General features: G+C 38.4%; 21 protein-coding genes. 2 read left to right on the top strand and 19 right to left on the bottom strand.

All coding sequences use genetic code 11. The annotated features are described in order from the left end of the window. Positions 1-82 precede the first annotated feature (82 nt). The 4 genes from IWX76_RS00485 to IWX76_RS00470 form a co-directional block, all read right to left on the bottom strand. Positions 83-1,294: an alpha/beta hydrolase-fold protein gene (locus tag IWX76_RS00485; protein WP_196857899.1), complete on the bottom strand. Its 1,212-nt coding sequence runs from the start codon at positions 1,292-1,294 to the stop codon at positions 83-85. Positions 1,295-1,528: 234 nt separating this feature from the next. Beyond that, on the bottom strand, positions 1,529-1,747 hold the full coding sequence (locus tag IWX76_RS00480) for a helix-turn-helix domain-containing protein (RefSeq protein WP_196857898.1): 219 nt from the start codon (positions 1,745-1,747) through the stop codon (positions 1,529-1,531). Next, entirely contained in the window at positions 1,744-2,358 is a 615-nt protein-coding gene (locus tag IWX76_RS00475) for a DUF2975 domain-containing protein (RefSeq protein WP_196857897.1), read from the bottom strand. The genes IWX76_RS00480 and IWX76_RS00475 overlap by 4 nt, the downstream gene beginning before the upstream one ends. A gap of 198 nt (positions 2,359-2,556) precedes the next feature. Next, positions 2,557-3,609, bottom strand: coding sequence for an NADP-dependent oxidoreductase (locus IWX76_RS00470; protein ID WP_196857896.1), 1,053 nt, complete (start codon positions 3,607-3,609; stop codon positions 2,557-2,559). Between the two features lie 131 nt (positions 3,610-3,740). Here IWX76_RS00470 and IWX76_RS00465 point away from each other — a divergent pair, with 131 nt between their 5' ends. After that, complete coding sequence (locus IWX76_RS00465; protein WP_196857895.1) at positions 3,741-4,097, top strand: winged helix-turn-helix transcriptional regulator; 357 nt, start codon at positions 3,741-3,743, stop codon at positions 4,095-4,097. Between the two features lie 199 nt (positions 4,098-4,296). Here the strand turns inward: IWX76_RS00465 and IWX76_RS00460 are convergent, their stop codons facing one another. The 14 genes from IWX76_RS00460 to IWX76_RS00395 all read right to left on the bottom strand — a co-directional run bounded on the left by IWX76_RS00460 (position 4,297) and on the right by IWX76_RS00395 (position 19,610). Next, positions 4,297-4,839, bottom strand: a complete 543-nt coding sequence (locus IWX76_RS00460; RefSeq protein ID WP_196857894.1) for a DUF4269 domain-containing protein — start codon at positions 4,837-4,839, stop codon at positions 4,297-4,299. 147 nt (positions 4,840-4,986) lie between these two features. Further along, a complete protein-coding gene (locus IWX76_RS00455; RefSeq protein ID WP_196857893.1) occupies positions 4,987-6,372 on the bottom strand; it encodes an alpha-L-fucosidase in 1,386 nt (461 codons plus the stop codon). Positions 6,373-6,403: 31 nt separating this feature from the next. Beyond that, the gene (locus IWX76_RS00450; protein WP_196857892.1) at positions 6,404-7,579 is read right to left on the bottom strand and encodes a glycerate kinase; all 1,176 of its coding nucleotides are present in this window, start codon (positions 7,577-7,579) and stop codon (positions 6,404-6,406) included. After that, positions 7,566-9,242 carry a hypothetical protein gene (locus IWX76_RS00445; RefSeq protein WP_196857891.1) on the bottom strand — a complete coding sequence of 559 codons (1,677 nt, stop codon included), beginning with the start codon at positions 9,240-9,242 and terminating at the stop codon, positions 7,566-7,568. The genes IWX76_RS00450 and IWX76_RS00445 overlap by 14 nt, the downstream gene beginning before the upstream one ends. A 21-nt stretch (positions 9,243-9,263) precedes the next feature. Further along, complete coding sequence (locus IWX76_RS00440; RefSeq protein WP_196857890.1) at positions 9,264-10,514, bottom strand: spinster family MFS transporter; 1,251 nt, start codon at positions 10,512-10,514, stop codon at positions 9,264-9,266. Further along, positions 10,514-11,827, bottom strand: a complete 1,314-nt coding sequence (locus IWX76_RS00435) for an aspartate aminotransferase family protein (RefSeq protein ID WP_196857889.1) — start codon at positions 11,825-11,827, stop codon at positions 10,514-10,516. The genes IWX76_RS00440 and IWX76_RS00435 overlap by 1 nt, the downstream gene beginning before the upstream one ends. Before the next feature lie 22 nt (positions 11,828-11,849). Next, a complete protein-coding gene (locus tag IWX76_RS00430) occupies positions 11,850-12,944 on the bottom strand; it encodes a hypothetical protein (RefSeq protein ID WP_196857888.1) in 1,095 nt (364 codons plus the stop codon). A gap of 4 nt (positions 12,945-12,948) precedes the next feature. Next, a complete protein-coding gene (locus IWX76_RS00425; protein ID WP_196857887.1) occupies positions 12,949-13,767 on the bottom strand; it encodes an SMP-30/gluconolactonase/LRE family protein in 819 nt (272 codons plus the stop codon). Beyond that, positions 13,760-15,235 (bottom strand): M81 family metallopeptidase, encoded by a 1,476-nt coding sequence (locus tag IWX76_RS00420; protein ID WP_196857886.1) that lies wholly within the window; start codon positions 15,233-15,235, stop codon positions 13,760-13,762. Before IWX76_RS00420 ends, IWX76_RS00425 begins: the two co-directional genes overlap by 8 nt. A 5-nt stretch (positions 15,236-15,240) precedes the next feature. Beyond that, positions 15,241-15,618: a RidA family protein gene (locus IWX76_RS00415; protein ID WP_196857885.1), complete on the bottom strand. Its 378-nt coding sequence runs from the start codon at positions 15,616-15,618 to the stop codon at positions 15,241-15,243. 9 nt (positions 15,619-15,627) lie between these two features. Beyond that, positions 15,628-16,731: a pyridoxal-phosphate dependent enzyme gene (locus tag IWX76_RS00410; RefSeq protein WP_196857884.1), complete on the bottom strand. Its 1,104-nt coding sequence runs from the start codon at positions 16,729-16,731 to the stop codon at positions 15,628-15,630. Beyond that, positions 16,728-17,546: an SDR family NAD(P)-dependent oxidoreductase gene (locus tag IWX76_RS00405; RefSeq protein WP_196857883.1), complete on the bottom strand. Its 819-nt coding sequence runs from the start codon at positions 17,544-17,546 to the stop codon at positions 16,728-16,730. Before IWX76_RS00405 ends, IWX76_RS00410 begins: the two co-directional genes overlap by 4 nt. An 11-nt stretch (positions 17,547-17,557) precedes the next feature. Next, positions 17,558-18,448: a succinylglutamate desuccinylase/aspartoacylase family protein gene (locus IWX76_RS00400; RefSeq protein ID WP_196857882.1), complete on the bottom strand. Its 891-nt coding sequence runs from the start codon at positions 18,446-18,448 to the stop codon at positions 17,558-17,560. Positions 18,449-18,470: 22 nt separating this feature from the next. Beyond that, positions 18,471-19,610, bottom strand: coding sequence for a sialidase family protein (locus tag IWX76_RS00395; RefSeq protein WP_196857881.1), 1,140 nt, complete (start codon positions 19,608-19,610; stop codon positions 18,471-18,473). Positions 19,611-19,783: 173 nt separating this feature from the next. On the opposite strand from IWX76_RS00395, the gene IWX76_RS00390 reads away from it, so the two are divergent. Then, positions 19,784-20,482, top strand: coding sequence for a FadR/GntR family transcriptional regulator (locus IWX76_RS00390; protein ID WP_196857880.1), 699 nt, complete (start codon positions 19,784-19,786; stop codon positions 20,480-20,482). An 84-nt stretch (positions 20,483-20,566) separates the two neighbouring features. On the opposite strand, the gene IWX76_RS00385 is transcribed toward IWX76_RS00390, so the two are convergent. Next, entirely contained in the window at positions 20,567-22,069 is a 1,503-nt protein-coding gene (locus IWX76_RS00385) for a RagB/SusD family nutrient uptake outer membrane protein (RefSeq protein WP_196857879.1), read from the bottom strand. Positions 22,070-22,078: the final 9 nt, after the last annotated feature.

Below are 22,078 nucleotides of genomic sequence, written 5' to 3'. Positions count from 1 at the left end.
ATTTATTCAACTGTTTATGATACGTTTCACAAGAACCAAACAAGCCTGTTATAATAGCATAGCATTCTATATTGCTACGATACTATTTCTTTTCATTCAATAGCTTTTCCAATTTTGCTTTAGTCTCTGGAATTTCTGCTAACGTTAAAGCTTTTTTAAATGATGCAATAGCCTGCGTTTTGTTTCCCATGGCAACATATAAATCACCGATGGAGTCGAAACAGTTACCGTTAGTCGGATTATTGGCAATGTTGAGTTTAAATAGCGATTCTGCTTTTTTAAATTGTTTACTTGCGATCATTTGATAGCCCAAACTATTAACAAGGGTTTCGTTTGGCTTTACAAGGTAACCCATTTGCTTAGACACGTTGTTGTAATGTGCAACGAGCAGAGAATCCAGATTAAAATTTGGATTAGCCATTTCACTGTCGTATATCCTAAGTTTATAGAAATCAAAAATGTATCGAAGTGCATCATATTCTCCAATCAACCTTATTGATGGATGGTTGTCATCTTCATAGAACTTATAACTGTAACGCAACTGGTTCTGATTAGCTTTTTGAAGTTCTTTGATAAATTTTAAGTTAGCCCGAATGAGACTTGTATTTCCGGTTGTATCATTCTGCACACTTAATGTATCCACCCCTCTTTCCAAACGATTAGCCATAGCCATATACAGCGTCTTGCCTTTATAATTCTCAGTGGCTAACCTCGTTTTCGCTTCTTCTACAACCTTCGATTCATTCCACCACAATGCGCCATCCAGAGAGACATATGAATTGAACAAATTCGGTTTACTAAGTAATGTGTTAATTACGGTTAAACCTCCCACTGAATGACCTAAAATCGTTTTATAGGTTGTGGTTGGATAAGTTGAATCAATATGAGGAATAAGTTCTTTTTCAACAAAAGACATGAACTTTTCCCCATTACCTACAAACCCCTTAAATTCTTTATCAGAGCCGGTTGTTAATTCACTCAACCTATTTGAATGCACAATTCCTACTACAATCATTGGAGGGCAAAGGCTTGTTTCTTCCATATGCTCGGTAATACTTACAACACTGTTAAAGTTTTCATCACCATCCAACAAGTAAATCACAGGATAGTTTCCCCGGTCTTTTATTTTGCTTCCTCCATTACTATTAGGAATATGTATTAGGATTTTGCGATCTTCTCCTAATATTTTTGAAGATATTGTTTCTGAAAATCCAGTGGTGAAGCCGTTGTTATCTTGTGCTTGAACATAAAAAGAGAAAAGAAGTAAGACAAGAGCACAGTAAAATGATTTCATGAAGTTGGGTTGAGACATATTTTAATTTATGCTACTAAGATATTCTAAATGCCAATATGTTACACCCTCCAACCGACATTCCCAGGTACCATTATTCTTTATTATCAGAGACTGTTATTCTTAGATGATTCCAAAAACAAGGGATTATTAATAATTAAGGTGCAGCAATGGAATAATGTTTTAAAAAAAAGCAGGTGAAGTTATCGATAGATTAGCTGCCCTTTCTAAAAAACGTTAGTCGTTATGATTACCATGTTGATATTCAAAAATATCGCCGGGCTGGCAATCTAAAGCTTTACAAATAGCTTCTAACGTACTTAAACGAACCGCTTTGATCTTACCTTGCTTAAAAATTGATAAATTGGATAAAGTTATATTCGTTAATTCAGAAAGCCTGTTTAAAGACATCTTTCTTTTCGCCATCATGACGTCTAGATTTATTATAATGCTCATACGGTTAGCTTGTTCTCTTCTTCTAAATCCACCCCTATTTTAAAAATCTCGATAATCAAAAGTAGGAATATACCTGTAATTAGAAAACCAATACTCAACGAAGGTGAAAGCTGAAGGAATGGACCTAGCTTCAAGTTACTGAAAAGTACCTGATTAACGATCAGAGACAAAATGTATCGAATAATAGGAGCTACTATAATGATGATTGCAATTACTCTCAGGCGTTTGATATTGATTTTAGTAAAATGTTGATTGTGTTTAAAGTTTTCAAAAATTCCTTTCAACTGGTAAGTAACCGCAAGTATAACACTGAAGAGTAGTATGTATATGAAAGCCATAAACGATACGTTCTGTAAACTTGATTGGACATGAAAAGCCATTACACCAGAATAACTATCTAGCCTGGCATTCTCAAAAGTATCATTCAACGATTTTATTTGCCGCACATTCAATTGTGAAAAGTCAACCGGAAGCATCACTACAAACTGTTTTCTTATCATTGCAGAAATCAGGAACATTCCTATAAATGTGATAAATCCTAAAATTTCTAAATACCAGAATGCATTGATAAAATATGATACCCTAGTTAGCTTTAATTTTGCCTTGTCCATAATAATGCTTTAATTGATTGAACAAGTTTAATAAATATTTATTGATAATCAATAAATATTTATTAAATAATATAGTTTCATAAGTACCGTTGCGACAACTTTACTTTTACCTATTTGCTAATGCGGCTGCTTAAATAGACCGTGATTTTAGAAAGGCTATCTTAATGATAAGATAGTCTTGTATTAGCTTTATTGTTCTTAAGCAACAGTAAGAATAATCTTACCCTGAATGCTTCCTTTAGCTGCGCGCTCATGTGATTTACGAGCATCTACAAGCGGAAAGGTACTGTCGATGATAACTCGAATCGTTCCATCATTCAGTAAGTGGGCTAACTCCGCAAGTTGTGCACCGCTCGAGCGTACCTGCGTTGCAGAAACGGTTATACCCAGTCTTTCAGCTTCCTCAGCACCTGAAAAGCCCAAGGGGAAAATAGGAAATAAGGCTCCTCCGTGTTTAATCGTGCGTAAAAAGCGATCACTTGTTGGGCCTCCAACTCCATCGATGACCAGATCAACATCGCGAACAACATCTTCAACAGCAGTCTTAGTATAGTCAATAAATTCATCTACACCAAGATCACGCAAGAATGCTTCATGCTTCCCTGATGCCACTGCAGTAACATGTGCGCCCTTCCATTTGGCAAGCTGTACTGCAAAGTGTCCAACACCACCGCCTGCGCCATTTACAACGACTTTTTTGCCTTCCAGTGGAACCTGGAGGTGTGGGTTAGGCTGAAGGGGATTCGGTTCATCGTGTCCCAATTCGATCAGGAACTGCCATGCAGTGAGTAAGGACATTGGTGCCCCAGCCGCATGTACATGATCAATGCCTGCAGGCTTAAGTGCTAATTCCGACACAGGGACAGAAACATATTCAGCATAGGCTTTACTATCTCCCATCATTCCGGTGGGAAAGCGGACCATTGAATACACTTCATCGCCGATATGGAAAGCCGTAACATCATCTGCAACTGCATCCACTACGCCCGAAATATCTGTCCCCAGGATCATAGGAAAATTTACTTTCGGCTGCCATTCAGGAGGGAGTGCCCTATATCCGTCTCTTAAGTACCAATCGGGCGGATTGAGGCCAACTGCGTGAACGCGTACACGGACTTCACCCTGACTTACTTTGGGCATTGGAGCATCTTCATAAAGTAATACCTCCGGGCCACCGAATTCATACTGTCGAATTGCTTTCATAGTTGTAGTGCTTTCGTTGTTATTCGATATATCTTTTACTTGTTCCATGCTTGCATTTTTAAATTTCATCTGGGGCAAGTTATCCTGTTTCATTACTTTTGTCAAGTATGTACTTATTAGTATGTTACTTACCTTAAAGTATGTATTATTGATTATCAGAGTATTATAAACAAAAAGAAATGAAAAACAAGGCAGAAGTTCCTGAGTGTATCCAAAGATGTGGCGTTGAATATGCATTTAAGCGAATAGGAGGGAAATATAAAGGACGCATTTTGTGGCACTTGAGTTTAAAGACGATATTGCGTTATGGGGAATTGAGCCGGACATTGCCAGATATTACGACTAAGATGCTAACTCAAACATTACGCGAACTGGAGGATGATCAATTAATTATCAGAAAGGTCTATCACCAAGTGCCACCCAAAGTGGAGTATTCATTAAGTGACACAGGTTTGGAATTAATTCCCTTTTTAGACCATTTGCACAGTTGGGGACAGAAACAATTGGAAAATGAATTGACTGAGAACACTAATTAACTTGGGGGTTGAACCACAAAAATAGGTAATTCTAATAGATTATTATTCTTAACTAATGGTCAATTCTTTAGAGACATTTTTGCAGTTTACCAAATTAAGAGGAATAGTAATAGATAGTAATCTCCATTGCCAACCAATTGTACTCAGCTATCAGAGCACGAGAGATTGGGTGGTCTAGAATTAAGAATGATTTTAATGCTTAATCGAATCTCAATTTCAAAAGCTCTTTGTACGGATTACCATCCAAACCTAACAACTTTGCAAATGCAGGTTCTGTTTTTAATCCATTTTTTTTTAATTTGATAATCTCTTGTCTGAACTTCTCACCCTTCTCTATTAATACGCTATGCTCAATTATCATATGCTGATAAGCATCTTGCTGCATGCTTTCTAAATCTTGTCCGAAAATTTCAAATTCAAAATCTTCAATATAGAAGTTGGCTTTTACAGAATTAAACGCAGTATTTCTAATGATTTTGAATCCCTTCATATTTTGGAAATAATTAACCAAGGATTCAATGAACTGATTTTTATCTCTTGCATAACAGATAATATCTATGTCGCTGGTTTCTATATCTATATTGAGCGGAATAGTGCCAACAAAAATAGGAGTATAAGTCGATAGCTTTTCCATAATCTTATTTTCGACTAAAAGTTGGTAAACCTCTTGTTGCTTTTTGTTCCCAAACTTGAGGTATGTAATGTCGAGAAAGTCTATCCTTGGAGATTTTACGCTTTGCATTTCGTGCCTAGTACATTCGAGTTTTTCGAATCAAAACAAAGGTAAATTTTTTTATCAAAAATGGTTTAATGCTGAGGTGATCCCACATAATTAGAAATATAATTAATTCCGTCTACCGGCGATATCCGTAGGTTTTGGCAACCTATGTTATTGCATTGACACAAAATCTTCCACTTTAAATACCCAGGCATGTTCACTCGGCAATTTTCCGGGATTTAAAACCGGTGGTATAATAGTGAGGCTATTTCCTTTAAAGGATTTTTTTATATTGTTATTAACGCCAATCATACTTACCTTCCCTACCTTCTTTATACCGCTAATTGTTATTGGTTTATCAGGCCATTTTGTACAGATTACGTAGAGTTGATTTTTATTCATCGTAAAAAACACAGACTTATCACTTAATTGAGGCCGTTTTTCCCATGCAGAGCTACCATAAATAGCCTCTCCATTAATTTTTAACCACTTGCCAATAGCTATAAGCCTATCCTGCATTACTACCGGAATAAGACCATTGGCATCAGGACCAATATTCAACAGTAGATTACCGCCGTTTCCAACTTTATTGATGAGTAAATCAATTATTTTTTTTGAGCTGGAATAATCATCAGCGGTTTCAAATTTATTATATCCATAAGACATCCCGATACCGCGGCTTTCTTCCCAAGGGTGTGTACTCTTTTCACCTATTCCCTTTCCATTATTTACCACATCATATTCCGTTGTATAATACCCTCCGTGTTTACTTCTGGTTTCTTTGCCCCATCTATCATTTACAACGACAGTTTGTTTTACAGGAGATTCATTATACAACCAGGCAAGAAATTGCTCACTTTTAAATTGACCACTTGTATAGTCCCATTCCCCATCAGCAAAAATCACCTCTGGTTTATAGTTGGTTACTAAATCTTTCATTTGCGGAATCATATGCTCATCCACCCATTTATTCATGGTAGCCGGACTATAAAGTGGGTTGTTCCATTCCAATAAAGAATAGTATAATCCCATACGTAATCCCTTATTCCGTACCGAAGTACTGAGTTCAGCTATGATATCACGGTGCGGGCCTATGTCTACACTATTCCACTTTGGACTCTCTTTACTTGGCCAAAGGCAAAAACCATCATGATGCTTTGATGTTAATACCACATATTTTGCTCCAGATCTTTGAATCAGATCAGCCCATTTATCGGGATTAAAATATTCTGCCTTAAACATAGGCGCAAAATCCTGATAAGTAAAGTTATTACCATAATATTTGTGATGATGATTCATAAATAATTCATTTTTCAACAACAACCTATTTTCATAATGTTCAGCATATTTCTCATAAACTCCCTTAACATCAGTTGTTGGCGCATATGCGGGGACAGAATATAGGCCCCAATGGATGAAAATGCCAAATTTCGCATCATTCCACCATTCGGGAACAGGCCTCTTATCCAGCGATTCCCATGTAGGCTGATATTGTGCCTGAACATTTATAGAAATGGTTAGCATTGTAATTAGCATGATGCCTCTTATAGTTCTCATAATCTTTACTTTAATAATTTGATATTGATTCTTATTCATTATTATAAACAGACAAAATATTACCTATCTGTTTGGAGGTCCGAACTAAATTTTCATAGGTGTTGTCAATGGCTTCCAGGAGAGATTCGGGTTTGCTTCCAATACTTAATAACATAGTAAAATGCTGCTGCAGGTCTGCGGTTACTTCCCTTGGTACATTTCCAGCTAAGCCAATTACAGGAATATTTTCACCCAACGCATATTTTGCCACAACATAAGGCGCTTTTCCATTTAAAGATTGATAATCGATACTTCCTTCTCCTGTAATCAATAAATCAACATTGGATAAAGCTTCTTTAAAGCCGGTAATTTTACAAAAATACTCAGCTCCTTCCAGCAAATCTGCATTTAAATAGACACTTAATGTTGCGGATAAACCGCCGGCAGCGCCACCGAATTTAACTTTATCTAAAGATTTACCGAGTGTTTTTATGGTTAGCTCATTAAATCCCGACAAAAACTGTTCTAGTAAAATTACTTCTTTTTCAGTAGCCCCTTTTTGCGGACCAAACACCTTTGCAGCACCACGTTCCCCCAGTAAAGGATTATCTACGTCACATAATACAGTAAACTTACAGTGATTTGTTTTTTGCTTTAGTGCACTGGCATCTATACTACTTACCTGCGAAAAATTTTCGGGATATACATCGACGATGTGATGAGCTGCATCTAAAAATCTAACACCTAATGCAGTTAACATCCCTATGCCACCATCTATTGTGGCCGAACCTCCCAGACAAAGTATTATTTCACAGACACCAAGACTTAAAACATGATCAATTAACTGTCCCAGCCCTTTTGTGTCTGCACGTAAAACCCGTCTGGTTTCCCCTTGAATAGTTTTAAATCCTGAGGTTTCTGCCACTTCAATTATAGCTGTTTTTCCGTTGTTTGTAAGTCCAAAACAGGCATCTACTAAATCTTCATAGGCACCAAAAACCAGGTAATGGTTAAAATCACCTTTCAGATGATTTGTTAGTAAAAAAGCAGTATGATCGCCGCCATCACCTATCGGAAATTTGTTAGACTGAAACTTTAGTTTACTTTGATTTAATCCCCGTTCAATAGCATTAGCAACTTCATCCGCTGTAAGACTTCCCTTGAAACTATTAGGTGCTATTAAAATCCTGTACATGTTAGCTGAAATTTTTAAATTAAAAATATCCATTTACAGCCACATCACCATAGTTTAAGGCAATCTCTAACCGTTTAACCACAAAAGTATTAGGTGTCCTGGCAACAATGCTCACTTTGTTCTCGCCTTTAATCAGGCAATTTTTTGGAAGCACATAGGCAATCGTTTTCTCACCTTCCTTCAGACCATGATTTCTATCATAATCCTCCGGATATTTAGCCTGTACACCTGTAATCTTCAAGCCATTCACCTCAATTTCCATTCTAGCGGCACGGTCTGTACGGAGAAACAGGATGCTTTCTTTTGGATATTTTTTATCTATGGGATCTCCAATAAAAATGGACGCAGTACTTTTTTTCCCGACTCCACAAGCCATTGGAAGATCAGCAACCTGTAATACCCCATAAGAGTCGGTAACACCATCCGAAGCACAAAAAATTTTATTCGCTGTGTTCAGTTTATCTATAGTCCCAAGCACATTAAGCAAACGTGTAGATCTTGTACGGCAAACCAAGCCGCTAGGATTCAGGGCTTTTTGGTAATCAACTTTGCCGTAGTTGGCGAAATAAAAGTTGAATAAATATAATCCATCACCACCCTGACCAAGTATGTGCGAAGCCATTCCTTTGTACATCCCATCTGAAAAAGGTTCTCTCGGTAAATATCCTCCATCATCTATTGATCCATATACAGGGATCCTTTTATTTGATTTACCAAATAAGTCTTGTTTAAATTTTGCGATAGGCATAGCAGTCTCTCCTCTCCAATGAGCTCCAATAGAGATAAAATCAACAAGATCTTGCTTTACCCATTCTTTTACATCCAATCCTTTCCATAAAGTGCCCTCAACTGTAATAGGAACACGTACAGACAATAAGATTTTTTTTCCGCGAACCTTAGAAACAGAATCGACCATCGACTTCACTGTTTTTACAAAAGAGGTCATTAAATGAGCTTTAGAAGGACCTTCACCAGCCTTAAACAGCACAATAAAACGCATGAAATCTAAATCAAATCCATCAATCATTTCATATTTCTCCAACTGTTCCCGAATCAGCGCAAGCTTATGATCACGCACACCTTGATGCGTAAAATCCAATGCTCTTGAGCTATTCATTCCCTGATTATCCTCACCTATCCAATATTGCGGGTTATTAAACCAAAAATCGGGATACGATACTCTACAATGCGTTGCTGTATCTGCAAAATGAAGATCATTAACCCTAAATGTGATAAATGCTTCCATACCACGTTGCTTCGCCCGTGTTAAAGAAGCATCAATGATATCAGTACCCTGGGCTTCTAAGCTCTTGAAATTTTTAAAATATTGCTTAAAAGCTTTACGCTCAGATTCGCTTCCCTTACAATCGAGCGAATCATTCAGATCATCCCCAAATGGCCGCTCATATTTAGAGCGATAATAAACAAAATCGCTGCCAGTACACATCATGAATGTGGTTACGACTTTGCTTTCAGCAACCAGGTCGACATAATTGTTGATGTCTTCTCTTGTCAAATCTGGTTTTCTATTAAACCACATATTAGCCAGTGCATCGGTACCGTCATTATTATGGATGATCCTGAATTTTGGAGGTTTTGATTTGTAATCAGCTTGTTCTGCTGACGATAATACCGCTATTAAACTGATGGATATTAAAAATAATCCCAGTTTATTTATAATGACGTTAAATTTCATGTATTTAGAATTAGTTTTATGTTATAAGGGTTTTTTTAACTCTTTTTTTTCCGGCCGAACCAAAAACAATGCGATTGCAGCAAGTACAATTAAGACAGAAGCAAATTTGAAGATGGTACTTAGTTCAATATCTAAATCTCTCAATGCACCGCCAAAATACAATCCGAATCCACCAACCAAAGTGCCAAAGAAATTCAAAATTCCATATCCTGTAGCTCTATAACGGCTGTCGACGGTCATACTTAATATGGGCATTGTATTGGTATCTACAAAAGACTTACAAAAGGTGTACAGCATAAAACAGAGTAAAGAAATAGAAAGCAAATGGGAATAATTGGCCAAAAAGATTGCCGGTGCAGCAATACATAAGCCGATAAAAGGCACATAAATTCTTGCTTTAGAATTTTTCCTGCTCCATAAGTCGGTTAAAAAACCGCCTACCAGAACACCCACAATTGCCGAAGTAAAAACATACCCTGTGGAGTAGATCCCTGCCTGGGTCTGACTTAATTGAAATCTCTCCTGGAAATAAGTGGGTAGCCATCCGACAATGAGCCAGGAAACAATACTAATTAACCCAAAGAATAAAACAATACAAATAAAAGAGAAATTACTAAACAGCGCACGTAATGACTGTCCGAAACTGACCTTAGGCACCTTTTCTTCCTCAATTACTGCTTCTTTATCTGGCGCATCTTTAAGGAAAAAGAAGATGATCAAAGCATAACAGATCCCGAATATCCCTAAAATAGCAAAGGCGTAATTCCAGGTATGGTTTTCTGCCAGCCAACCACCCAGAAAGCCCAAACTCTGTCCAGCCATAATACCTGCCATATGGATTCCTGTTGCCAACGACCGTGTGGGTCCCTTATGGTAGTCCATAATTAAAGAAAGTGCTGCTGGAATATAACAAGCTTCACTGATTCCCATTAAGGCTCTTGTAATCAATAATTCCTCAAAACTACTTGCATAAGAAGTCATCCAGGTTACCAGCGACCAAATAAAAAGACTAAGAAGTATTATTTTACTCTTGCTATAACGATCTGCTAAAAATCCTGCTAAAGGGCTAAATAACCCATACACCCATAGGAATACTGCAGTTAGCAAGCCAAAATGAGCGTCTGTCATAGGAATTGAGCCTACAATTGACCCCCGCATGGTTGTAATCATTGTTCTGTCAATATAATTGAGCATAGCAATGATAAATAATAACCCTACAATAAGCCAGGGTTTAAAAGTGTTCACCGATGTATTTGTGGTAGCTAACTTCATTACGCCCTGTTTTGTCCCATATGTGAAAGCACATATTTTGCTTTTTCAATGGCAAAATCAATATCTTTTTCTGAATGTACGGCACTAATGTACCATAAACCACGACCTATGATCCTGACTCCTTGATTTTGCATACCTATAATGAATTCATTTAGTTTTAATTTATCAGCTTGCAACGTGTCCCGATAATTAAATACACCATCCAAATCAGAGAAAGAGGTTACTAATACAGGCCCTATCCCATATACTTTTAGATTTTGATTGGCTTCTTTCCCAGCATATTCAAGCGCCTTCATTAGCTTATCACCCAGTTTAAACATTCGCGGGTAAGGCTGCTCTTCTTCCAGAACGGTTATGGTGGCTAAGGCTGCAGCAATTGTCGGATTACTGGAATTCATTGTACCGGCATGGATCACTTCAGATTTGGAAATGCAGTCCATCCATGACGCTTTACCTACGATTGCACTTATTGGATAGCCACTGCCCATTGCTTTGGCAAAAATGGAAAGATCAGGAGTAACCTTAAAATAAGTTTGTGCTCCACCTAAGCCCAATCTAAAGCCAGTGATCACCTCATCGAAAATCAAGGCTATGCCGTGACGATCACAAATAGTTCTGATTCCTTCCAAAAAGCCCTCTTTTGGGAGTATACAACCATTGTTACACATAATAGGTTCTGTAATAATGGCAGCAAGCTCATCTTTGTATCGCTCAACTGTTTGCTCTAATAACGCTAAATTATTCCAGGGTAAAATAATAAATTCTTCCCTGCTGTTTGGCGAAATACCTTTTGACCAAGGATAACAATTTGGCTGATTTTCATCTCCGAGTGCTTCCAGTCCAGGGCTTGAAATTCCCCATGCTACATTATCTAACCAACCGTGATAATGCCCTTCAAAACGTAAAAATTTATTTTTACCAGTTTTGGCGCGGGCAACTCTAAAGGCCGTTTGCACCGCTTCAGATCCATCTAAACAAAAACGTACCAGTTCTGCTGAAGGGATATGCCGGCAAAGTTTTTCAGCCAGCTCGACTTCCTGGATATGTTGACCAGCGTACAGCTGTCCCAATGTCGAATAAGATTGTACCGCATCTAAAACTTTTGGATGAGAGTGCCCTAAGATCAAGGGGCCCTGACTTAAAGTAAAATCTAAATACTCGTTATCATCAACATCAGTAATTCTGGAGCCATTGCCGTCCTTATAAAATAAGGCATGTGGATGATTATATTTACGGAATTCCGAAGACACTCCTCCCGCTAAGACGTTACTTGCTCTTTCTAAAAGTCTTTGAGATTCATTATATTGGTTCATATTTAGTTAGGTTTAGTATTTGTTATTTTGAGTTCTTTAAATCGATAGCATATATTTTATTGGTTCTGGCTCCCGGCCCAATCTCACCGTTTATAAGTAAACATTGTCCCTGGTATATGACTGTCGGTACGGTTAGGCGAACTTCCTGTTTAGGCAATCGCCCTGCAGCTTCCCAGGTATTGTTACTCAGATTATACTGAAAAACATCTGGTAAGAAGCCAGGATGGGTTTTAGGATCTGCATACTGAGCCGTTTCCTGATCCAATCCGCCAAACAGTACAATATGCTCCTCATTAACAACCGGAGCAGGGCTAGGTCCCGCCGCCATTCCTCTTGGCATTTCAGCTAATTTTCTCCAGGTTCCTCCACTTAATTTTCCTGCAAGAAGTAAAGGAGAAAAAGAATAGGCATCGGTCAATATCTTACGCTGGCTCCCTTGTGCTGTAGGAGTAATCTGAATACCTGTAAATAGGTAAAACTTCCCTTTTGACGAAGCGCTCACGGCATTTATTCGGGCCGGACCCGGAATGTCTTCCAGAACTTCCCATTTATCTCCTTTAATATCATAAGCCAGGAAATTTTGTGTAGGCAATCCAGCGGTGTTTTCCGATCCACCAGCAATAAATAAATAATCACCAACTAAATCACCGCACATATTTGCTAATGCGACAGGCATGGAGGCCAGTTTTTTGATGCTGACTGCCCCATCTTTTTCCCTCAGCAGGAACACATCGTTAATATTTTTATTCCCCTCAGTGCAGCCGCCGGCTAATATCATTCCATTGCCATAAGAAACCGATACACCGTAGGCCATTTTAAGGGGTAACCTTTGAATCTGTTTTTTCCATTCCCCTACCTCGGGTTTAAAGATATAGATCGCATCAGAAAAGAATTTAACCCCACCATCCCAAGGCATCTTATCCAAAAAATTAGCCCCACCGGCCGCTATGACCTTACCATTGATCAGGCCTGCATACATGGCTGAAAATCCAGTTTTATCGGGCAATTCGGGAAAATTATTTCCGACATAAGCGGATTTATTCTGAGCATAAATAGTTGTATTTTGTAATATCATAATGGTTAACAATAATATTCTTCCAAATGTTAAATATTTCATGGCACTATCGGTTAATGATACGTACTCTGCCTGGACCAGGCTCCCGAACCCCTCCGGTTATAATAATTCTGTTATTATCTACGTGAATATTACTTGTCAATGGAATTAAACTCTCCAGGGAAAAGAGTTGGTTTTGCTGGAAATCGAAGCAATGCACTAATCCCATCCCATGGTGTGCTATCCACAAATTACCGCTTTCGTCAAAGGCTAAACCATCTGGCAAATTATCAGTTTCTCTTCCGGAAGGATTTTCGGGAAGATCCACCAATACTTGAACCAGGGGAGGACCCAAATGAAGGTCAATCATTAATATCCGGTTTTTAAAACTCTCGGCTACATACAAACATTTCTTTTTTGCATCATAAACAATACCATTAGGGTAATCCAGATTTCTCGCAATAAGCCGGGCTTGCCCTTCCTTATCAATACACACCACTGCACCATCATGCCGTACAGAATCTGTAAAGAAAATAGTATGATCTGGCTCTATCCATAAGTCATTCGGACATTGAATAAGATGATTGTCAACTTCTGCTATACGCCAGGTTTTTAAGAACTCACCATTCGGCGCAAAGCACTCTAATGACCCGGCTAAACTATTGCATATAAAATGATATCCATTTGCCGCGATAAATTGTCCATTTGGGCTTTTACATGCTGCCCACTCTTCCATATATTGATCATCAATCTTCAGAATTTGCCCTCCCAATAGGTTGGTAACGAAAACATTCCCCTGGCTGTCCACCACAGGTCCTTCCGTATAAAAAGGGGTATCGATTAATACATCTTTTTTAAATTTGTCTAGCTGGAGTATGTTAAGCATAGTTGTCGATTTGTTCGAAAGGAAACATTGGTTTTCTTCGATATTGATATTTAAATTGTGTTGCATCAGCATTGCACTCACCAGGTGTATGCACCTTAATATAAGTCGGACAAATTTCCCTGTAAGCAGCGATTGGTGCATTTACTCCTTTTGCAATGATCCAATCAAACTCTTCCAGAGCGATATTAAAAATTCGCAATTGCTCACTACTAAAAGGCGGTACACGTATAGAAGTGAGCACAATGACATTGCCAGATCTGGTTTTGACCAATACAGTTTGTCCCATGTCATAATCAACTTGTCCACCATGTCTGGGTGTCAGCTCTGTAAATTTCCCCTGTATTATTTCTTGTACACACACATCATAAGCTGCTTTCCGATTAGCGGAATTAGCTGCATTCAGATCAAGTAGAAGCCAGTCGCCCGGTGTATACTTAACTACTTTAGCAACCAGAGAAGCGTCATTGATACAAATACAGGCATTACTCAAACCTGCAGCTTCAATAGCATCCAAAAGAAAACTACTGTTGCCTTGAGCCCCACCCCCAACATTGTCGCCCATATCCAGCAACAACACAGGTTTTTCATAATTGTCTTTCTTCGCCAATACATCGGAAATCTCAATTTTAGTCCCAATAAATTGCGGAAAATAGCGTTGAAACAGCTTCATGATTTCAGTCTTCAAACCAGTCGTATCGAATGAAGCTTCACTGATTAAAATCAAAGCTGTACCCATCTCCTCTACATCAGCATATGGAAATCCAAGTGTAATACTATGACTGATTATTTCGTCCTGATGTAGCAATTCCTGTACTTCACGATAAAGAGAACGACAAGGATTTACATCCGTCTCTTGTTGTTCAATACTAATAGAGGCTGGAAATTGAATCAGCTCCTGTTTAATCCAGATATGATCAAACAGGATTTTTTTAAGTAAGTCAGCCCCTTTTTCACCTGTCATTCTCTGATCCAAATGAGGATTTGTAGCATAAGCGATCAATCCGTCTGTAGCATTTTGCATGGCTATACTTACATTCGCGTGAGGGTCTAATGAGCCAATTATTGGGGTTTCCTGACCTACTTTTTTCCTTAATGCTTGCAGCCAATCTCCATCTACATCTCTGATTTCTTCACTTACGGCTGCTCCATGTGCAGCAACGTAAATTGCATCTACAGGCAAAACGGGTTCCAGCGTTTTAAAAAGCTCTGCTTTCAATCGCTCATATGTCAATTTATCGATTCTTCCTCCAGGAATGATATCTGCGAAGAAGATCGGAATTAATTCGACATCAGCTGAAGCCATACCTTCAATAAATCCACCAATCTCATGATGTGCCTGCTCGTATCGGGCTATAATTTCGCTACCATAAAAAAGATGTCCGTCAGCAAAATCAGACCAGCTGGTTGTACCTAGGCTAAAAGTATTTGACTCATGATAGATACCCAATATGGCAACACGTTTTTTCATAATTTCTATTTGAAAAATGCCATTGCATCCACCTCAAACTTAAGCACCGAACCAATACAAGCCACCAAAGTAGTACGCGCTGGAAATGGAGCAGAAAAATACTCTCTATAGATTGCATTAAAGGCCGGTAAGTCTTTATCTTCAGCCACATAATTCCGTACTTGCATCACGTCAGACATTTCTAATCCTGCAGCATTTACAATATTTTTTAAATTATCAAAAGAACGTCTACATTCTTCTTCAAATGTTCCACTGATAATTTTTCCTTCCAAATCAACCGATGCCTGACCAGAAATAAAAAGGAATTGACCACATTTAACACCCGCGGAAAAGGGTAAATGACTATTTGGTACTTTTTCACCCTGAACAACTTCTTTTTTCATAATTTTATCTTATTTATTTAATTTATTCTCAATTATTGTCGTTGTTTGCAACATATCCTCTGCATACTCACAATCTTCTTTTGTGTAAATTTGATCCAGCGCCTTTAAATCCTTTGGACCATTCCCTGTAACCAAACAAACCACGGGATCCTGAGCACGAACTTCTCCTCTTTCCATGGCTTTTATCAAACCAGCTAAGGCCACGGCTCCGGCAGGTTCACAAAATATCCCTTCTTTTTGAGCCAGTAACTTCTGATATAAAAAAACCTCCTCATCTTCCACAATGGCTCCATTACAAGAATGGTTTAATGATAAATCATAAATAGCCTGAGCATCTAAAAGAGATGGAACCTGCAATCCACTAATACGGGTTGCACTCTCGACCAATGCTTTTATCATCTCTTTCTTTCCCATTAAAACAGATGCAATTGTATCATTACCTGAAGGTTGTACACAATACATCATTGGCTTGACCTGCTCATTTTCATTTGTTTGCCATTTTGAAAAGCCAAGCAGGATAGATAGGAATAGGCCTCCGCCACCGGCAGGTACAAAGACATGCTTTACCTCAGGCAGCGCATCTGCAATTTCGAAAGCTATGGTTTGCACGCCCTCCATTCCCACTGGTGAAAATTTATAGGCACTTATCTCTAAATTATAGTCTCTGGTTACAGCTAGTTCTTTCAAATGATCCATTACCTCTTTTGTTCGCAAGTCCTGGAGTCCAAACCCTTTGATCATCAACAATTCTGAACCGTACACGCCCATTTGCTGAATCTTTCCAAAGGGGGCACCATCAACTAAAGCAACAAGGCTTTTCAAGTCTGCAGCAGCCGAATAAGCTGCCAGAGCCGCACCAGTATTTCCACTTGAGGTAGCCAGGATACCACGTTTCCTTTGTTGCAGGCAATTTGAAACAACCATCGCTGCAAAACGGTCCTTATAAGAACCAGAAGGATTTAAGTTCTCTAGTTTAAAGTATAAATTCTCCAGTCCAAGCGAAGGACCAATATTCCTAGAGCGCAAAAGCGGGGTATTTCCTTCACCTAATGTGATTTGATTTATATCTTGTATTGTAGGCAATAAGTTTTTATATTTCCAAATTCCTTTCAAAATTCATTCGGTTTAAGGCGTTTCTTTAACGCGTAAGAATTAAAATTACGAAGCAAGCCTCCATCTATATCTAAAGTTGTGGCTGTAATAAAGCTGGCTTGTGGCGAAGACAGCCAAAATACAGCTTCAGCAATTTCTTTCGGATTTGCAGATCTGCCCAAAGGCGTACGTCCTTCAATTTCTGTCAGAATAGCATGGCTGATGTTTTCACCATCTGGATCAGTATAATCATTGCTTAAGCTCGTTGTTACACTTCCCGGTCTCAAGGCCACAGATCTAAACCCATGAGGACCATATAAGGTTGCCAATTCATAGGTCAGACTTTCTACGGCACCTTTGCATACGGTATATGCCGTTGCATAACCGGATACCATCTGTGCCATGATGCTCGACATATTTACAAAGACGCAATTTTTCTTGTTTAGCAAAAGTGCTTTAGCAACAAATTTGGATAGAAAGGCCGGAGCAGTAATGTTTACAGCTAAAGTCCGATTCCAATCCTCCAAACTGGTATGCGTTAAACTCTCCGGTTTCCGCCAGGCTGCATTATTCACCAGCACATCAATTTGTCCCCATTTTGCCATACTTTGATCCACAATGGCTTGTAAAAAGTTTATATCTTCTAAATTACCTTCCAGAAACAGATGATGTGATTCGGCATTTTCTAATAAGCTTCTTCTTCTTTCTATTTGACTGCAGTCAATATCTACCCAAACAACGGCATAGCCTTCATTTGTAAATTTATCCGCTATTGCCCTACCGATTCCTCCGGCAGCACCGGTTACTATGGCAACCTGACATTCTTCTTTCATCATCTACTTCAATTCTAAACTGATAAAATACCGCCTAGCGATTCATCTTTATTTACCCTTGGCTGGTTCCGTATAAAAAGAACCAATCCATCTGCATCAGCATACACCTTGTGAATTTCGTTAAGTGGCCAAGTATATATTAGACCCCACAACTGATCCTTTTTCACAATTTCGCCCACCGAAACCTTTGGCACAAAAATGCCATCTGCAGGGGAAAGCATTTTTTGCTGCAGAAAGCCACTGTCAGGCTCATTATCTTCAACTGTGTACTTTATGTCTTTCCCTTCCGGGTTGTAATCAGTTAACATGTCAAAATGTGCTAGAACGTTCAAACAGCCATTGATATAAGAATCTACTATTAATTCCCTAACCGGCCCCGGTCCGCCATATTCAACATAAATCGCCGGGATATTCGCATCTCTGGCTACCGACAAAGTACGGCCCTCAGGCAAAGGGTCTGTACCCCAAACCAAGGGTAAACCAAAAGCCTTTGCCATTTTCCGTTGCTCAACTAACACTGGTTTATTCGGATGAAGCATATATCCTGCTAGAGGAAATAAATCAAATAGCTGTCCCCCGGTATGCAAATCAATCAAATAGTCACATTCCAGAATCATATTCGATACGTTTGCGGCATCCTGCATAGTGGATGAACCTGATAAATGTCCAGGACAGCTTCTGGCTAGATCCAATTCATCAGTTCCACAGCGGGTTCCAGCTTTATAGGCCGACTTATTCACCACTGGAACGATCTGCACAGTCCCCTTTTTTAATTTCTCTTTTAAAATAACTGAAAGTTCAATTGCAGCCAATATCGGTTCATATTCATCACCATGCACCCCTGCAAGGATCAGTAATTTTGGCCCCTCTTGATCTGATTGAATTTCTATTTCACACGTTTCCATATATTAATTATAATACGAGCCCTTAATAATTCTTATAAATAGTTTTAAGATCAAGCAAAGCAATATCTGTCACAGAAAGATGTGTTTTTTGTTTTTGGCTTCCTGCACAATAACTTAACAGTACATTGTTTTTATCAAAATGGATTGCCATATAACAATACCATCCATCCGGATCTGTTTCTATATTTTTAACGTGTACCCAACTTTTACCATCATCTTTAGAAATTGCAATTGTTAAGGGGGTCCGCTGATCTTTCGCTTTAGGATGACGATCATCAATATTATTCCAAATGGCAAAAAGATCGCCAGTACCTGGAATACGCTCAATACTAGCCGGAGATAAAGGCGACTTTAGGTTATAAGGAACGGCATTAGTCCAGGTTTCTCCTTTATCTTTTGAATAGGACACGAGTTGCGTTCCACCAGTCGCCCGGATAAACATCATTACATCCCCGTTTTTCAATTCCACTACTCCGGGCTCTTGTGTTAACCTATCTTTCGGTCCCTTTACTTCTTGTCCGGTCTTCCATGTTCTGCCATTATCATCTGAATAATAACTAAACAAATTTCCTGACCCTCCCATGTATGCATTGAGATTCTTATGTAAGGCAACAGCGAATAACAGCCTACCGCTATTCAATTGTATAACCCGGTCGTTATTTAAAACAAAATAGCCAGTTTGATCGGTTATACAAGAGATTGGCTCAGACCAGGTCTTAGCTTCATCTTTTGAAATCCGCAAATAAGGGAGGCAATCCTTTGTTGTATTTTTTTTCAAATAAAACATGGCGATTTCCCCATTTCTTAAGCGCAACAGCGATACAGACATTACATTCAGACCACCCTCATTATTCAATACAACATTATCTTTATCTGTCCAGGTGCGCCCGCCATCTGATGAAAATCTACTAGCCAAAAAAGCTGGATCATGATCATCTCCGGTTCCGGAAGTATACCTGGAATAAACGAATAAAATGTTGCCATTTTTTAAGGTTATAAATGACCCCTCACTATTCCTGGGATTCCCAACTCCAGGTTTAATTTTAAGTACGACATTATTCTTCATTACCGGTGTCAACTGAGCAACAGCCTGGAATATATTACATATTTGTAATCCCACAACGGCCAGGCAAAAGCAAATAACACATTTTGTCTTCATCATAATTATAAAAGTTTAAAATAATACAACAAATACATATGTACTACATATATAGATATAAAGCTAAATAATATTTTTAAATAATTTCAATTATTTAAAAATAAACCCATAAGTAGCATTACATAACCCAAATAACCTCTTCACCAATAAATAAGTATTACTTATATTTGCAGACTATGAAAAAACTACAGCTTCAAGGAATAAAGCCAATAGAAACCATGTCTCAGGTTGATCGTATTGAAATTAATCTTTATGAATATTTTCGCAACGAGAATTTTATACCAGGTGATTCAATTCCCAAAGAAGTTGAACTAGCAGAAGCCATGGGTGTAAGCCGCACAGCCATGCGTGAAGCATTGACGAGATTTAAAACTTTGGGCATTATAGAATCCAAAAAAAACAGGGGAATGTCCATCACCCGACCTGATTTTTTTCAAAACATGAACCGGGTACTGAACCCACGTTTATTAACCAAAGAAACCATGCAGGATTTTTTTGAACTCCGTCTGGTTATTGAAATGGGCATTGTTGATTTGTTATTCATAAGGAAGACCAATAATGATCTGAAAAAACTGGAAGATATTATTGAAAAAGAAGAAGCTGCAAAGAGTAAATCTGACAAACTAAAATTAGATATTGAGTTTCATTCGACACTTTACCAGATTTCAGGCAACTATACCATTGAACGTTTTCAGAAAATTCTGATGCCAATATTTGACTACATGAATCATGACTTACATATCAGGAGTCAAGAAGAAAACGAGGACTACATATCACACCGTGTTTTGTTGAAAATCCTGGAAAATGGTAAAGCAGAGGAATTTAGAATAAATATGCACAAACATTTAATACAATATTTTGAACAAATAAAGTAAAAATATAGATTTAACTAATCTATAAAGCAATAAAAAAGGCTACATTCTAGAGTAGAATGCAGCCTTTTTTATTAAACACCTTGCTTAGTTATAGCCTAAATTCTGTTTAACTTTTGGCTCAAGACTTAGCGTACTTTCTGCTATTGGGAATAGCAAAAGGTTGTTATCAACTGGCTTGCTAGCTAAGGAAGGAACCAATTCGAAAGCTTTATTGAAACGTACCAAATCCCACCAGCGCTTTCCTTCTAGGGTTAACTCCAATAATCGTTCCTTCAAAATGGCTTTATCATTTTCAACAACTGATTGATTAACATAAGTGTGAGCTGGGAAATTAACACCGTAGGCACGCTTACGAACCGCGTTTATCGCGTCAGTAGGATCTAAACTTAAAGCATTTTGAGCTTCGGCTTTCATCAACAATACATCCGCATATCTAAACAAAACCATGTCGTCATAAAACTTTCTGGCACCACCAATCACCGTTCCACTAAATTTGGAAACAACTGATCCATAGAAAGTATTCGCACCATTTACTGTTGCATAGATTTCAATAAAGGTAGCATTACGACGTTGATCATCGGCAGAAAACTGATCCCGAACCAGCTTACTAACAGTAACGGCAGGTAGACCTCCAAGTACACCAATCAAATCTTTAGTGGTCTGATCTGTATTTTTATTCATATAAGCATTATCGATATACATATTCATAAACACGTTATCGGTTGCTTCAATATCCTGGAAGCGAACAGCCATCAGAATCTCTTTATTGCCTTTATTCGTGTAATCAAAAACAGCACTGTAATTATCTAACAGGACAACATCGCTCTTTTCAACCTCCTCTACAGCTTTTAATGAGGTACGAAAATCATCTTGCCCACCTTGCATTACCTTTCCAGTCCAAAGATATACCTCTGCTTTCAAAGCATTGACAGCGGGTCTTGACCACATATTCCTTCCATTTTTAAAAGCATTGTCTGGAAATAAACCTAGTGCCATATCAATATCTGCTTTAATCTGCGTCAATATGACAGCTTTTGAAGACCTTTCCTTCATAATTACATCAGGATTACTTCCTTCTGTAGGTTCGAGAACCAGTGGCAAGTCGCCCCAGGTCTTAGTCATAACAAAATAAGCATAAGCACGCATGGCATAAGCTTCTGCCAAGATCTGATTCTTAGTGGTCTCAGAAGAGAAAGAAATCTGTGGCGTCTTATTAATCAATAAATTTGCAGCATGCACTGCTGCATACATTCCTTGCCAGGTAGAATTTATTTTATTATTGGCTGCCGACACGCCCACATTCGACCTATTCAGTTCATTAAGAAAGAAAACTTGTAAGCCTGCCGTACCACCTAGACTACGGTCCAACACCTCTGAACGCGCTTCACCCCAGGCAAACAAATTACCAGCAGCTTCTGTACGCAATTTAACATACATACCATTTAATGCTCCAGTTGCATCATTTTCCGTTTTCCAGAAGGATTGATTAGAGATCTGACTGATGGGATTCAGTTCCAGTGTTTTCGTACAAGAAGTAAGGCCTACTGTAATAGCCGCTAACGTAAAAAATATATTTATCTTTTTCATAATCTTAAT

The organism is Pedobacter sp. CAN_A7 (assembly GCF_015752175.1).
In the GTDB taxonomy this organism is placed as follows: domain Bacteria; phylum Bacteroidota; class Bacteroidia; order Sphingobacteriales; family Sphingobacteriaceae; genus Pedobacter.
This window is presented reverse-complemented; position numbering and strand designations above follow the sequence as displayed.